The organism is Mesorhizobium sp. M2A.F.Ca.ET.042.01.1.1 (assembly GCF_003997405.1).
In the GTDB taxonomy this organism is placed as follows: Bacteria; Pseudomonadota; Alphaproteobacteria; order Rhizobiales; family Rhizobiaceae; genus Mesorhizobium.
The window spans coordinates 29,811-42,216 of record NZ_RZRX01000019.1 but is presented as its reverse complement, the minus strand read 5'-3'; the positions used below and the strand labels follow the sequence as shown (position 1 = coordinate 42,216).

The 12,406-nt window shown below is 62.6% G+C and carries 16 protein-coding genes; 11 read left to right on the top strand and 5 right to left on the bottom strand.

Features of this window, described 5'->3' with window-relative positions; translation table 11 throughout:
• The 5 genes from EOA23_RS05175 to EOA23_RS05155 form a co-directional block, all read left to right on the top strand.
• Positions 1 to 844 (top strand): ATP-binding cassette domain-containing protein (locus tag EOA23_RS05175; protein ID WP_145966400.1); only part of this gene is annotated, 844 nt, incomplete at its 5' end.
• A gap of 101 nt (positions 845 to 945) precedes the next feature.
• The gene (locus EOA23_RS05170; protein ID WP_127303112.1) at positions 946 to 1,335 is read left to right on the top strand and encodes a nuclear transport factor 2 family protein; all 390 of its coding nucleotides are present in this window, start codon (positions 946 to 948) and stop codon (positions 1,333 to 1,335) included.
• Between the two features lie 93 nt (positions 1,336 to 1,428).
• Positions 1,429 to 1,611: a hypothetical protein gene (locus tag EOA23_RS05165; RefSeq protein WP_127303111.1), complete on the top strand. Its 183-nt coding sequence runs from the start codon at positions 1,429 to 1,431 to the stop codon at positions 1,609 to 1,611.
• Positions 1,612 to 1,758: 147 nt separating this feature from the next.
• Positions 1,759 to 2,175: a glyoxalase/bleomycin resistance/extradiol dioxygenase family protein gene (locus EOA23_RS05160; RefSeq protein ID WP_042645760.1), complete on the top strand. Its 417-nt coding sequence runs from the start codon at positions 1,759 to 1,761 to the stop codon at positions 2,173 to 2,175.
• Between the two features lie 102 nt (positions 2,176 to 2,277).
• Positions 2,278 to 2,631: a DUF1428 family protein gene (locus tag EOA23_RS05155; RefSeq protein WP_126059781.1), complete on the top strand. Its 354-nt coding sequence runs from the start codon at positions 2,278 to 2,280 to the stop codon at positions 2,629 to 2,631.
• Positions 2,632 to 2,907: 276 nt separating this feature from the next.
• Here EOA23_RS05155 and EOA23_RS05150 read toward each other — a convergent pair whose 3' ends face one another.
• Both EOA23_RS05150 and EOA23_RS05145 read right to left on the bottom strand, forming a co-directional pair.
• Positions 2,908 to 4,542, bottom strand: coding sequence for a tetratricopeptide repeat-containing sulfotransferase family protein (locus EOA23_RS05150; protein WP_127303110.1), 1,635 nt, complete (start codon positions 4,540 to 4,542; stop codon positions 2,908 to 2,910).
• A gap of 198 nt (positions 4,543 to 4,740) precedes the next feature.
• Positions 4,741 to 5,130 carry a Kazal-type serine protease inhibitor domain-containing protein gene (locus EOA23_RS05145; protein WP_127303109.1) on the bottom strand — a complete coding sequence of 130 codons (390 nt, stop codon included), beginning with the start codon at positions 5,128 to 5,130 and terminating at the stop codon, positions 4,741 to 4,743.
• A gap of 448 nt (positions 5,131 to 5,578) precedes the next feature.
• On the opposite strand from EOA23_RS05145, the gene EOA23_RS05140 reads away from it, so the two are divergent.
• The 3 genes from EOA23_RS05140 (at position 5,579) to EOA23_RS05130 (ending at position 6,884) form a co-directional block, all read left to right on the top strand.
• Positions 5,579 to 5,791, top strand: a complete 213-nt coding sequence (locus EOA23_RS05140; RefSeq protein WP_006202520.1) for a cold-shock protein — start codon at positions 5,579 to 5,581, stop codon at positions 5,789 to 5,791.
• A gap of 236 nt (positions 5,792 to 6,027) precedes the next feature.
• Positions 6,028 to 6,240: a cold-shock protein gene (locus EOA23_RS05135; protein ID WP_006202521.1), complete on the top strand. Its 213-nt coding sequence runs from the start codon at positions 6,028 to 6,030 to the stop codon at positions 6,238 to 6,240.
• 233 nt (positions 6,241 to 6,473) lie between these two features.
• A complete protein-coding gene (locus EOA23_RS05130; RefSeq protein WP_127303108.1) occupies positions 6,474 to 6,884 on the top strand; it encodes a BA14K family protein in 411 nt (136 codons plus the stop codon).
• A 169-nt stretch (positions 6,885 to 7,053) separates the two neighbouring features.
• On the opposite strand, the gene EOA23_RS05125 is transcribed toward EOA23_RS05130, so the two are convergent.
• The 3 genes from EOA23_RS05125 to EOA23_RS05115 all read right to left on the bottom strand — a co-directional run bounded on the left by EOA23_RS05125 (position 7,054) and on the right by EOA23_RS05115 (position 9,217).
• A complete protein-coding gene (locus tag EOA23_RS05125) occupies positions 7,054 to 7,695 on the bottom strand; it encodes an MBL fold metallo-hydrolase (RefSeq protein ID WP_127303107.1) in 642 nt (213 codons plus the stop codon).
• 164 nt (positions 7,696 to 7,859) lie between these two features.
• Positions 7,860 to 8,177: a hypothetical protein gene (locus tag EOA23_RS05120; RefSeq protein ID WP_126081674.1), complete on the bottom strand. Its 318-nt coding sequence runs from the start codon at positions 8,175 to 8,177 to the stop codon at positions 7,860 to 7,862.
• Between the two features lie 146 nt (positions 8,178 to 8,323).
• Positions 8,324 to 9,217 carry a branched-chain amino acid aminotransferase gene (locus tag EOA23_RS05115; protein ID WP_127303106.1) on the bottom strand — a complete coding sequence of 298 codons (894 nt, stop codon included), beginning with the start codon at positions 9,215 to 9,217 and terminating at the stop codon, positions 8,324 to 8,326.
• Positions 9,218 to 9,496: 279 nt separating this feature from the next.
• Between EOA23_RS05115 and EOA23_RS05110 the strand changes: the two genes are divergently transcribed.
• The 3 genes from EOA23_RS05110 to EOA23_RS05100 are packed head-to-tail and all read left to right on the top strand — an operon-like array spanning position 9,497 to position 12,200.
• Entirely contained in the window at positions 9,497 to 10,027 is a 531-nt protein-coding gene (locus tag EOA23_RS05110; RefSeq protein ID WP_189341504.1) for a MarR family transcriptional regulator, read from the top strand.
• Positions 10,014 to 10,733 (top strand): response regulator transcription factor, encoded by a 720-nt coding sequence (locus tag EOA23_RS05105; RefSeq protein WP_040989639.1) that lies wholly within the window; start codon positions 10,014 to 10,016, stop codon positions 10,731 to 10,733. Before EOA23_RS05110 ends, EOA23_RS05105 begins: the two co-directional genes overlap by 14 nt.
• Positions 10,734 to 10,784: 51 nt before the next feature.
• Positions 10,785 to 12,200, top strand: a complete 1,416-nt coding sequence (locus EOA23_RS05100; protein ID WP_127303104.1) for an ATP-binding protein — start codon at positions 10,785 to 10,787, stop codon at positions 12,198 to 12,200.
• The last annotated feature ends 206 nt before the right edge of the window (positions 12,201 to 12,406 follow it).

Genomic DNA, 12,406 nt, shown 5'->3' with positions numbered 1-12,406 from the left:
CATGAAGATCGCCCAGCAGTTGCGCAGGCAGGCCGCCAAACTGAACAACATCGGCATCAATTCAGGCAGCGACCTTTTGACGGTGAAGACCAAGCAGCTCAAGGAACGGGCCGAGAAGCTGAAGGATGCCGCCGTACAAGCGCATCGTGAGCGCTCGGCCGGCGCGATCAGGCTGGCGAACCGCGGCACCCACGCCAAGGTGCTGGTCACGCTGGAGGATGCGGCGGTCGAAACGCCTGACGGCACTGTGCTGTTCAGGACCGGAAAACGCCATATCTGCCAGGACGATCGCATCGTGCTGCTTGGCCGCAACGGCGTCGGCAAGACGCGCTTCATCGCCATGATCCGCAACGCCATTGCCGAACCCGGCTCGATCGCCAACATCAAGGTGACGCCGTCGACCGTGCTCGGCTACAGCGACCAGCCGCTATCGGGCATCGATGGCGAAGATACGCCGCTGGCGATGGTCTCGCGCTGCTTCGAGATCGGCGAGCAGCGGGCGCGTTCGCTCCTTGCCGGCGCCGGCGTCGCCATCGAGATGCAGGAGAAAAAGATCGGCGCCCTGTCGGGCGGGCAACGGTCGAGACTGATGATGCTGCTATTGCGGCTGACCAACCCCAATTTCTATCTGCTCGACGAGCCGACCAACCATCTCGACATCGATGGCCAGGAAGCATTGGAGGACGAGTTGCTGAAGCATCAGGCAAGCTGTCTGCTTGCCTCGCACGACCGCTCCTTCATCCGCGCCGTCGGCAACCGCTTCTGGCTGATCGAGAAGCGGCGGCTGACCGAGGTCGACGACCCGGAAGCGTTCTTCCGCTCCGTCGCCGCAATGCCGAACTGAGAGAGGATACCCCGCCGGGCCGTCGCCGCCGGCCTGGCGATACTTTTCCATCTGCTAAAAAAGGAGCATCTTGGATTGCTCAGCCATGGAGGGAACGGGCCATGCGTGCAGTGGACATCGTCAGCAATCTCTACAAAGCCTATGCGGATCGCGACATCGAGGGTGCCTTGTCGCAGTGCGCCGAGGATGTCGTGTTCCGCTGGATTGCCGATCCCCGGCAATCGCGTCATGCCGGCACCGCGCATGGCAAACAGGAATTCCTCTCCAGGCTCCTGGCGCTCGACGATGACTTCGAATACCGCCACTTCGTCCCGGTCGAGATCATCGACGGTGGCGACAAGGTTGCCGCGCAGGTCGAGATCCATATGACGCGCCGTACCACGGGCGAGGAGCTCATCATGCGCACCGCCAATTTCTGGACCGTCCGCGACGGCGAGATCATCGAGATGGTGGAATATTACGACACCGCGCTGGCGGCATCGGTGTTCTGAAAAAGATTCGGAGCGATCTGTCGGATCGCCGATTGCCACCTCGTCCTTGGGATGCCGACACGATGATGCCGGCCTCAACCAGGGAGAACCATCATGTCGGTACTGTCATCCATCGGCCGCCTCGCCAACCGGTATGCCGAGGCGCGTGCCCGTCACCGCAGCGAGCGCATCCTGCTCTCGCTGCCTGCCGAGTTGCGCAAGGACATCGGCTTTCCGGAAATTTTCGAAACCCGGGAAAGCCGACGCGCCGGCACCTTCTCGGCGAAGGTCATATGAAGCGACGCTTTCGATGCGATTGTCCTGCGGCCGCGCGCCTGCAAGGCAAGGCGCTTAAGAAGAATTTCTAGAGGCATGTAGGATCGCCGCCGCTTCGTCCGTCCTTGGGCCGCAAGCCAGGTCAAACCCGTGAAGAGGAACACGAATATGAACGATCAGACCCCGCCCCGCGCCAAGGTTCTTGGCGGATTGACCCCCTATTTGCAGGTCGACGGCGCCATCAAGGCCGCCGAATTCTACAAGAAGGCTTTTGGCGCGGAGGAAGTGTTCGCCTATCCGCCGGACGACAAGGGCCGCACCATGCACATCCATCTCTATGTCAACGGCTCGACGCTGATGCTTGGTGATGCCTATCCGGAACACGGCCACCCGCATCAGGCGGCGCAGGGCTACACGCTGCAGCTCCATCTCGGCAGCGACGACATCGATGCCTGGTGGCAGCGCGCGGTCGATGCCGGCTGCGAAGTCGTCACCCCGCTGCAGGTGATGTTCTGGGGCGACCGCTGGGGCCAGGTGAAGGACCCCTTCGGTATCGCCTGGGCGATGAACGCACCGGTGAAGTGAATTTCCTAGCGAGCAAGCGTTGCCCACAGGGCTGACGCGCTCACCCGCGCTGGGTCGTATCCCCGCCGACCCGGCGCTTGTTTTTCAGCAAAGGAGTTTCACATGTCCTATGTCGACGGTTTCGTGATTGCCGTGCCGAAGGCAAATCTCGACGACTACAAGAAGCTGGCCAACACCGCGGGCCCGATTTGGATGGAGCACGGCGCGCTCTCCTATGTCGAATGCATCGGCGACGACGTGCCCTATGGCGAGTTGACCTCGTTCCCGCGTGCCGTGCAGGCGAAGGACGACGAGATCGTCATCTTCGCCTGGGTCGTCTACGAATCCAGACAGAGCCGCGACGCGGTCATGGCTAAGGTGATGGCCGATGAGCGTCTCAAGATGGACTGGTCCGCCATGCCCTTCGATGGCAAGCGCATGATCTTCGGCGGCTTTCAGCCATTCGTGGAGCTGTAGGGCACGGTCCTTCGCTTCGTCATCCTATGGCGAAGCAAGGAGCGAAGCGACGCAGCGCAGACCATAGGATCCATTCCGTTACCTATGAGCGTCACTGCGGTGCAGAACGATCTCTGTTCTGCACCGCCTTGCCCTTCGCGCGATGTCACGGAATGGATCCTCGGGTCTTCGCGACGCCGCTTGGCGGCTGCTCCGCCCGTGGATGACGAAGCCGAGAGGCTGCGACCAAACAGTGAGCACCGGAACCGCCGTTCGCAGGCCGGCCTCACCTCAATATCAGCCCAGCTTGTCCAGCAGCGGCTTCAGCCGATCCCCATACCGCTTCCACAGATCGACCGAGCCTTGATACATCGGCTGGCGCACCTGCGCGGCGGAAGCGGTGCGCACCGGCCGGTCCGTCTCGTGGAAGGACAGAACCTTGTCGTCCCAGGGCAGGCCGAGATGCGCCATCAGCGCCCGCGTCTGCCCTTCCTGGTCGGCGACGAAATCCTCATAGCGCACATCGTGCACGACGCCTGGCAGCACCTTGTGCCAATGCGCCATGATATCGGTGTAGAGATTATGGAAATCCGCGAGCTCGCCTAGGTCGTAGCCGTAACGATGGCTGTCGCCGCGGAAATGCACCTTGAAGATCGACAGGCACGTCGCCGCCGCATCGCGGGCGCAATGGACGATCTTGGCCTTCGGCAGCATCATGTGCAGGAAGCCGACCAGCATGAAGTTGCCCGGCATCTTGTCGGTGACATGGCGGTAGCCGGGATAGCGGCTATGCAGCATGTCGAGATAGGCCTGACCCGCCTCGGCGAAGGCCTGGTCGGGCATGTCGGCGATCCCGGCGGGAAATCCACCCGGCATGCTCATCGGAAACTGCTTTCCGACGGCCGTCTTCAAGATGTTCAACTCGCCGGCGCCATAGACCTGCGGATGGCTGGCGATGATCTGCTCGACCAGCGTGGTGCCGGAACGCGGCATGCCGACGACGAAGATCGGGGTGTCGTCTGAAATATCGCTCGTCCGGTGCTTCTCGAAGAAGGCCTTGTCGAAGGCCGCCTTCATCGCCTCGAATTCGCCGCGCGTGCGGACCGGATCGTAGTCGATGCCCTGGCGGCGGATGGCATTGCCCTCGGCGAAATAGTCGAAAGCGCGGCCATAGTCCTTGAGGTCGTCATTGACCTTGCCGAGACCGAAGGAAAGCTGCATGCGCGCCAGGCTGCCCTGTGGCGCCTTGGCATGCTCGGCCTCCATGCCGGCAAGCTCCTTGTCGCGTTCGGTCTGACGCTTGACCTGGGTCAAAAGCAGCCAGGCCTTGGCCATGCCGGGAACAACCGCCACCGCCTGTCGGGCAAGATCGGCGGCTTCGTCGAGCTTGCCCTTCTCCATCATGGCCACGCCGAGCCCATAGAGCAGTTCGGCGTCCTTCGGCCGGATCGACAAGGACTCGCGGAACAGCTTGATCGCCTCATCGAGCCGCCCGGCCTCCTGCAGCGTTTCAGCAAGACCGACGCGGGCGCGGACATGGAACGGGTTGCGGCCGATCGTGCCGCGATAGACCTCCTCGGCGGCGTCGAACTGGCCGAGCTGCTTCAACGACGAACCGAGATTGTCGCGCGCGGCCAATTGGTCCGGCTTGATATCCACCGCGCCGCGAAAGAAATCGACCGCGGCGGCGACCCGGCCGAGGTCGCGCATGACGGTGCCCATGTTGTTGAGGAAGTCGGCATTCCTGGGCTGCAGCGTCACCGACCGCTCGATGAGCTCGAGCGCCTCCTCGCTGCGGCCGGTCTGGTGCAGCAGCAGTCCGAGGAAGTGCAAGGCGGCGGCATGGTTCGGCTGCTGCCCCAGGACCTGCCGATAGAGCGCCTCGGCTTCCTGACGGCGCCCGGCCTGGTGCAGCTGCAGCGCCCGCTGCACATAGGGATCGAGCGGGCTGGCCGTTCCCGGCTTGCCGCCCGCATTCGCCGCTCTTCTTTGATCTCTGTTAATGGGAAACCTACCGTGTTTGTTGGTCCGCCGGACCTAAGCCATGCGGGCAAGAGATTCAAGGCTAAGCAACACCACGCGCATTGCGGTGTCCATACCTGAATGTTTAGCCGGACACCGCGTTGCTTTTCAGCACGGCCCGTCGCCGACGACGCGGTAGTCCGCCGCGCGGGCCTCGCATGCGTTCGGGAAGGTGCGCGCTTGCCCATGGCGCCTGGCGCAGACCGGGGCGTATTCGCGTGTGCAGAATGTCTGCTCGCCGCCCACACCGCCGTCGCGGCAAGGACCGTCACGCACGATGCGGTACCCTTCCCTTTCAGCCAGGCAAGCATTGGCGAAGGTCTGGCGGTCGCCGCCGCGCCGAGCGCAGACCGGTTGGTATTGCATGGTGCAGAGCTGCGGATGCGGCCTGGGCGGGTGCGGCCGGGGCCCATCGTCGACGACCACCGTACAGGCCGCCAGCAGCGCCGCGAGAATGAAAATGACCGAGCCCTGTCGACAAATCGCCAGCAAGCGCATGTGTCCTCCTCCGTCCGGCACACCATGCCAACTCGCGATATCCTCGCATTCCACGCGGCAAACGCAACCATCGTTTGTGACGCCGCCAGGGCCTTGGCCGACAGCCTCGCTCTGGCCCATGCTTGGCCCCTCTCTGGCCGATGACCCGTGCCGGCACGGGGTCTATCGAGGCCCAGCGTTGGACGCGCCGCGGGCCGCCCGCGACCGTCGTCTTGCAACCATCACGTTTCCGTGTAATAAATTTCCCCGTTCGGGCATTTGCGACCCGGAGAGCGGACCGTTTTGGACGACCTTTCCCCGATAAGTGTGAATCTCTGACAGCCCCGTTTTTCGGCGGGGGGTTTGACCATGCGCGAATGCATGACCGCCGAAGCAACCACCGGGATTTGCCCAAGGCGCGAGGCAGCGGGCAAACCACAAGACTGACACGGGTGAAGGAGTTTCCCCAATGGCCCAGACCGGTACCGTAAAGTTCTTCAACGCCACCAAAGGCTTCGGCTTCATCACGCCGGATGGCGGCGCCAAGGACGTGTTCGTCCATATTTCCGCGATCGAGGCATCCGGCCTGCGCACGCTGGTCGACGGCCAGAAGGTCACCTTCGACGTCGAGCCGGACCGCATGGGCAAGGGCCCGAAGGCGGTCAACCTGCGCGCCGCCTGATCGGCGCAATCGCCTGTCCTTGCGAATGCAATGATGCGGCAGGATCCTGAACGGGCTTTTGGACAGGCTCGAAATTGCGAAGGCGCGACCGAACCGTCGCGCCTTTTTCGCGCGCAAATGCTTGGATCGGCAGGCGAAAACTTTCTCTTGCCGATGACGCTAAAATAAAGGACAAATTTCCTCTCGGGCAATTTGCCGGCCCGAGACTTGACTTGATGGGATCAAAGGAGTTTCCCATGCCGCAGACCGGCACCGTCAAATTCTTCAACCATGCCAAGGGCTTCGGCTTCATCACGCCCGACGATGGCGCAAAGGATGTCTTCGTCCACATCTCGGCCGTGCAGGCGTCGGGCCTTCCCGGTCTTGAGGATGGGCAGAAAGTGACATTCGACACCGAGCCGGACAAGCGCGGCAAGGGTCCGAAGGCCGTCAATCTGTCGATCGGCTAAGCCGGCTCACGACGGATCCGACGGAGGCTATGTCAGGCGGGGGCGCTCCCGCCCGGTATCGGGCTGTGCTCAATCCTCGAAAAACCGCCAGGCATCGAAATCGCCAGGCCACGAAAAATCGATTACGCCGATTTCCGTTCAGCCTCCGTTCAGCCACGGTCTTCTATTAACCTTTGCTAAAGCCGGCTCGCATCCCCTGAAAAATGCACGTGCCGGCGCGAAGGAGACCGAAGATGAACCGTTTTCTCAAGACCGCCATCCTGGGCGTTGGCATCGCCGGGACCACCCTGGCCACCTTCTCGACGGCCAATGCCGACGACTGGCGCTGGCACCATCATCGCCATCATAACGGCGACGCTCTTGCCGCCGGCGTTGTCGGCCTCGCGGCCGGCGCCCTGATCGGCAGCGCGCTCAGCAACCCCGGACCACGCTATTACGAACCGGCCTATGGTGACGACTACTATGTCGATCGGCCGGTGCGCCGCTACTACGTGCAGCCGCGCGTCGTCTATGCCGACCGCTATGCCGAGCCGTGGACCCGGGCCTGGTACGAATATTGTTCTGATCGCTACCGCACCTTCAATTCGCGGACCGGCACCTTCACCGGCAGCGACGGCGACCAGCATTTCTGCGTCGCGAACTAAAGCATGTCTCCCGAAAGTGGGAACCGGTTTCGGGATAAAGACATGCGTAAAATTAAAAACCTAAAGCGCATGGAGCGAATCAGAAAGATCGCGACGCGCTTTAAGAAAATCCAGGGTTCCCTGCCCAGAAAAGCGCCGCCTCCAGCGGCGCTTTTTCTTTGCATGCGGGTCAGGTGAGAAAGGGATTGGTCCGCCGCTCATCGCCGAAACGGCTGCCCGGTCCATGGCCGCAGATGAAACCGATATCGTCGCCAAGCGGCAGAAGCTTGTCCTTGATCGAGGCGATCAGCGCGGCGTGGTCGCCGCCAGGCAGATCGGTGCGGCCGATCGAGCCGCGGAACAGCACGTCGCCGACATGCGCGAATTTGGCCGCGCGGTTGTAGTAGACGACATGGCCCGGCGCGTGCCCCGGGCAATGCAGCACTTCGAACACGTGATTGCCGAAGGATACCGTCTCGCCTTCGGTGAGGAAGCGGTCCGGCACGCAGTTGCGCACCGGATCGGTGAGGCCGAAGCGCCTGGCCTGGTTCTCGAGATTGGCAAGCAGCGGCTTGTCGGCTTCGTGCGGGCCGATAATGTCGATGCCCAGCGCATCCTTCAACTCCATCGCGCCGCCAGCATGGTCTATATGGCCATGCGTGATCCAGATCGCACCGGCCTTGATGGCATTGTCCTTCAGCGCCTTGAGCACCTGGTCAATATCGCCGCCGGGATCGACGACGACGCCGTTCTTGTCGTCCATGTCGAACAGGATGGTGCAGTTCTGCTGGAACGGCGTGACCGGCACGATGCCGGCATTGAGCTGACCCATGGCTTTCCTTTCTCGAGCAATTCCAGGAAAAGTCCGAACCGCTCCGGTTGTCGCCCTGATGTAGACAGGCGGGCAAACGCCGTCCACTGCCGGCCGGCATAAATATCCCGGCAACGAAAATGGGCGGCCGAAGCCGCCCATTTTAAAGCCTGAAGCGGCAGGCCTTACTTCTTCATCGCACCCATGACCGCGCCGATGATGGCGGTCAGGATCGCGCCACCGCCGGCGCCGCCGACGATGTTCTGCACGTTGAGCGCGCTGCCAAGTCCGCCTGCCGCTGCCGCGGCCGCCGCCGGATCGACCGTGCCGCCGCCGAGAAGGCTGCCGAGAATGGCCGCGCCGCCGACGCCGCCGATGGCGCCGCCGAGAATTTTGGGAAGCTGACCCAACGCCGCCTGCTTGAGCGCCGCGCCGACCGCCTGGCCACCGATGATACCCGTAATCACCTGTATAACGATCGCAACGAGCGTGTTCGTATCCATGTAACTAGTCCCTCCATAGCCGCCTGCCTCCAAGGGCCGACAGCATCATGAGACGCCGAACCGTCCGAAAGTCAAATGCATGAAAGCTTAAATAAAAAGGGCGGCCCGAAAACCGCCCTTATTGCACAAAAAAGCTGTGACTATCGCTATTCTGCGGCGATCGCGTGCTTTGGTTGCACTGCAGCAGAATAGTCATTCATCAACGTCTTGGCGATCTCGCCGACCTCGAATCGGTATGGACCGATCTCCGAAACCGGTGTTACCTCGGCCGCGGTACCGGTCAGGAAGCACTGCTCGAAACCTTCGAGCTCTTCCGGCATGATGGCGCGCTCGATCACTTCCAAGCCACGGTCCTTGGCCAGGCCGATCACCATGCGACGGGTGATGCCGTCGAGGAAGCAGTCGGGCGTCGGCGTATGGATCTTGCCGTCCTTGACGAAGAAGATGTTGGCGCCGGTGGCTTCCGCCACCTGGCCGCGCCAGTCGAGCATCATGGCGTCGGCATAGCCCTTGGCCTCGGCGGCATGCTTGGACAGCGTGCAGATCATGTAGAGGCCGGCGGCCTTGGACTTGGACGGCGCGGTGCGCGGATCTGGCCGGCGCCATTCGGCGACATCGAGGCGGATGCCCTTGAGCTTCTGCGCGGGATCGAAATAGCTCGGCCACTGCCAGATGGCGATGGCGCAATTGATGCGGTTGTTCTGCGCCGAGACGCCCATCTGCTCGCTGCCGCGCCAGGCGATCGGGCGCACATAGGCGTCCTGAAAACCCTGCTTCTTCAAAAGCGTCCGGCAGGCCTCGTCGATCTCGGCGACCGGATAGGGAATCTTGAAGCCGAGCAGGCGTGCCGATTCATGCAGACGCTCATTGTGCTCGGTCAGCTTGAAGATCTGGCCGCCATAGGCGCGCTCGCCCTCGAAGACGGCGCTGGCATAGTGCAGGCCATGGGTCAGCACATGGATCTTGGCGTCGGCCCATTTGACGAACTCGCCGTTCATCCAGATGAAGCCGTCCAGTTGATCGAAGGGAACGGATGCCATGGAAACCTCCCGCGGGCGGGTGCCCGCAAATCGTTATGTTTTTTATAGCCTTCGTGCCGGCCCCATCACAGGATCCGAACAGGATCCGAACAGGATCCGAAACGCTGGCCTGCTTGGAAGCGTAGGCGGATATTCAATTCGTGGCAAACTCAGGAAGTTCCGGAAAAACGGCTTCCGCTTGCCTTTTCGTTCGCAATCCGCCGAAAAGCTTGTCAAAAATTATCATTGCCCGGGAATTACGTCAATAGTACTGACATAATTCCCGCCTCGCATGGAGAAATGATGAGGAGCCCCGCAGCCGGAAAACCGATCAGGACGGCGATCGCCGATGAGGACGGCATCGACTTCGCCATCATCGAACTGTTCTTCTTCGCCTATCGCGATTTCACCTCCGACCCGGACCAGATCCTCGCCGACTATGGCTTCGGCCGCGCCCATCACCGAGTGCTGCACTTCGTCAACCGCAGGCCGGGCCTCACCGTCGCCGAACTGCTCGATGTGCTGAAGATCACCAAGCAGAGCCTTGCGCGGGTCTTGAAGCAGTTGATCGACACCGATCATATCGTCCAGGTGCAAGGGCCGCGCGACCGCCGGCAGCGCGAGCTCTACCCGACCGCCAAGGGCCGCGCGCTGGCCTTGGCGCTGGCGCGGCCACAGTCGCGCCGCATCCGTGCGGCATTGGAGGATTCCGGAGCCACCGAACGCGCCACGATCGAGCGATTCCTGGAAGCGATGGTCAATCCGGAACTAAGAGCGCAGATCGACATTGTGCCTGCGCAAACATCGGGGAAGAACCATGGAGACCATTGAGAAGGTCGATCATCCGGCCGCGCCCGACGATGACGCGCCGCATCTTCTGGTCGTCGATGACGACACGCGTATCCGCAACCTGCTCAAGCAGTATCTGTCCGAGAATGGCTTTCGCGTCACTGTCGCTGGCAATTCCGGCGAAGCCAGGCGCAAGCTCGCCGGCCTCGACTTCGACCTTCTGGTGCTCGATGTCATGATGCCGGGGGAAACCGGCGTCGACCTCACCAAGGCGCTGCGGGCAGAGAAGAACGTGCCGATCCTGATGCTGACGGCGCTGTCCGAGACCGACAGCCGCATCACCGGGCTGGAAGCCGGCGCCGATGATTACCTGCCGAAACCGTTCGATCCGCGCGAGCTGATCCTGCGCATCAACAACATCCTGCGCCGTGGCGGCCCGGCCGCGACGCCGAAGGTGGAACAGCTGGTGTTCGGGCCCTACACGTTCCAGATCGCCAAGCGTGAATTGAAGCGCGGCGGCGAGGCGCTTAAGCTGACCGACCGCGAGCAGGAGATCCTCGCGATCTTCGCCGCGCGGGCGGGCGAGACCATACCGCGCCATGAGCTGGTCGGCGATGAATCGGATGTCGGCGAGCGCACCATCGACGTGCAGATAAACCGGCTGCGCCGCAAGATCGAGCGCGATCCGTCCAATCCGGTGTGGCTGCAGACGGTGCGCGGTATTGGGTATCGGCTCAGCGTCGAATAAACTACCTTCGAAGGCCCTTTGCTGAACGGCCATCGACGAGCGGAAGGGCGAATGGCGACCACGCAACTGGACAAGCCAGAAGGAGGCGGCCCCGGCGATCTCGCGCTGCGGACGCTGAGGGCGATGCCGCGCGCCTGGAACCGGTTCTGGCGCCTGATCGCGCTCTACATGCCGAAGCGGCTCTACGCCCGCTCGCTGATCATCGTCATCGCGCCAATGATCCTGCTGCAGTCGGTGATTGCCTTCGTTTTCATGGAACGTCACTGGCAGACCGTCACCCAGCGCCTGTCGCAGGCGACGATCTCGGACATTGCGGCCGTCATCGACATGATGGAGACCTATCCGCACGACGCCGACTACGCCAACATCATCCGCATCGCCCAGGATCGCATGCAGTTGAAAGTGGATTTGCTGCCGCCAGATCCGTTGCCGCCGCCCGGCCCAAAGCCGTTCTTCTCGATCCTCGACGAGGCGCTGTCGTCGGAGATCACGAGACAGATCAATCGTCCGTTCTGGATCGACACGGTCGGCAACTCGAACGTCGTCGAGGTCCGCGTCCAGCTCGAAGGCAAGGTGCTGCGCGTCTTCGTGCGGCGCAGCCAAGCCTATGCCTCGAATACGCATATCTTCCTGATCTGGATGGTCGGCACCTCGCTGGTTCTGCTGATGATCGCCATTCCCTTCCTGCGCAATCAGATCAGGCCGATCCTGACGCTCGCCGAGGCTGCCGAGAGTTTCGGCAAGGGCCGGCCGATGCCGCGCGATTTCCGCCCGCGCGGCGCCGAGGAGGTTCGCCGCGCCGGCTTCGCCTTCATCCAGATGCGTGAGCGTATCGAGCGCCAGATCGAGCAGCGCACCGCCATGCTGACCGGCGTCAGCCACGACCTCAGGACCATCCTCACTCGCTTCAAGCTGCAGCTGGCGCTGGCCGGCGGCAAGTCGGAGACCAAGGCCGCGCTGAACCAGGACATCGACGACATGCAGTCGATGCTTGAAGGCTATCTCTCCTTTGCTCGTGGCGAGGCCGCGGAGGATACCGGCCGTTTCGACCTCAACGCCTATTTCCAGAAGCTCGGCGAGGAAGCGCAACTGCGCCGCTGCCAGCTGACGACCACACTGACAGGCGATCCGGCCGTGCATGTGCGGCCGAACGCCTTTGCCCGTTTGCTTTCGAACGTCATCGGCAATGCTTTCCGTTATGCCAAGACCGTCGAGGTCCACGCCGACCACGGCCGTGGCACGCTCACCGTCACCATCGACGACAATGGGCCGGGCATCGCGCCTGACAAGCGTGAAGAGGTGTTCAAGCCATTCCTGCGGCTGGACGAGGCGCGCAACCTGGATGCCAGCGGCACCGGACTTGGCCTGTCGATCGCTCGCGACATCGCCCGCAGCCACGGCGGAGACATCAGCCTCGAGGATAGTCCGCTCGGCGGCCTGCGCGCCGTCATCAAGGTGCCCGCCTAGCCAGAGCATGTGCCGAACCGACCTTCGTTTCGGACAAGATCATGCTCAATCAAAAAACAACTTCATCCGCCCGTCATGAAATCATGGTGAAGAGCGCGCATGAAGCGCGCGACCCTTGTTGATTCGGCTCTGCCGCCCCGCTTCGATCCCGCCCCTGCCCGGGTGCGCTGGAGCGAGGCGCGAGCTGCCGCCTGGCTGCCGTTCCG

Coding starts and splice junctions, on each gene's coding strand:
- EOA23_RS05170 (WP_127303112.1), top strand. CDS start 946: ATGCGTGCAGTGGACATCGTCAGCAATCTCTACAAAGCCTATGCGGAT.
- EOA23_RS05165 (WP_127303111.1), top strand. CDS start 1,429: ATGTCGGTACTGTCATCCATCGGCCGCCTCGCCAACCGGTATGCCGAG.
- EOA23_RS05160 (WP_042645760.1), top strand. CDS start 1,759: ATGAACGATCAGACCCCGCCCCGCGCCAAGGTTCTTGGCGGATTGACC.
- EOA23_RS05155 (WP_126059781.1), top strand. CDS start 2,278: ATGTCCTATGTCGACGGTTTCGTGATTGCCGTGCCGAAGGCAAATCTC.
- EOA23_RS05145 (WP_127303109.1), bottom strand. CDS start 5,130: ATGCGCTTGCTGGCGATTTGTCGACAGGGCTCGGTCATTTTCATTCTC.
- EOA23_RS05140 (WP_006202520.1), top strand. CDS start 5,579: ATGGCCCAGACCGGTACCGTAAAGTTCTTCAACGCCACCAAAGGCTTC.
- EOA23_RS05135 (WP_006202521.1), top strand. CDS start 6,028: ATGCCGCAGACCGGCACCGTCAAATTCTTCAACCATGCCAAGGGCTTC.
- EOA23_RS05130 (WP_127303108.1), top strand. CDS start 6,474: ATGAACCGTTTTCTCAAGACCGCCATCCTGGGCGTTGGCATCGCCGGG.
- EOA23_RS05125 (WP_127303107.1), bottom strand. CDS start 7,695: ATGGGTCAGCTCAATGCCGGCATCGTGCCGGTCACGCCGTTCCAGCAG.
- EOA23_RS05120 (WP_126081674.1), bottom strand. CDS start 8,177: ATGGATACGAACACGCTCGTTGCGATCGTTATACAGGTGATTACGGGT.
- EOA23_RS05115 (WP_127303106.1), bottom strand. CDS start 9,217: ATGGCATCCGTTCCCTTCGATCAACTGGACGGCTTCATCTGGATGAAC.
- EOA23_RS05110 (WP_189341504.1), top strand. CDS start 9,497: ATGATGAGGAGCCCCGCAGCCGGAAAACCGATCAGGACGGCGATCGCC.
- EOA23_RS05105 (WP_040989639.1), top strand. CDS start 10,014: ATGGAGACCATTGAGAAGGTCGATCATCCGGCCGCGCCCGACGATGAC.
- EOA23_RS05100 (WP_127303104.1), top strand. CDS start 10,785: ATGGCGACCACGCAACTGGACAAGCCAGAAGGAGGCGGCCCCGGCGAT.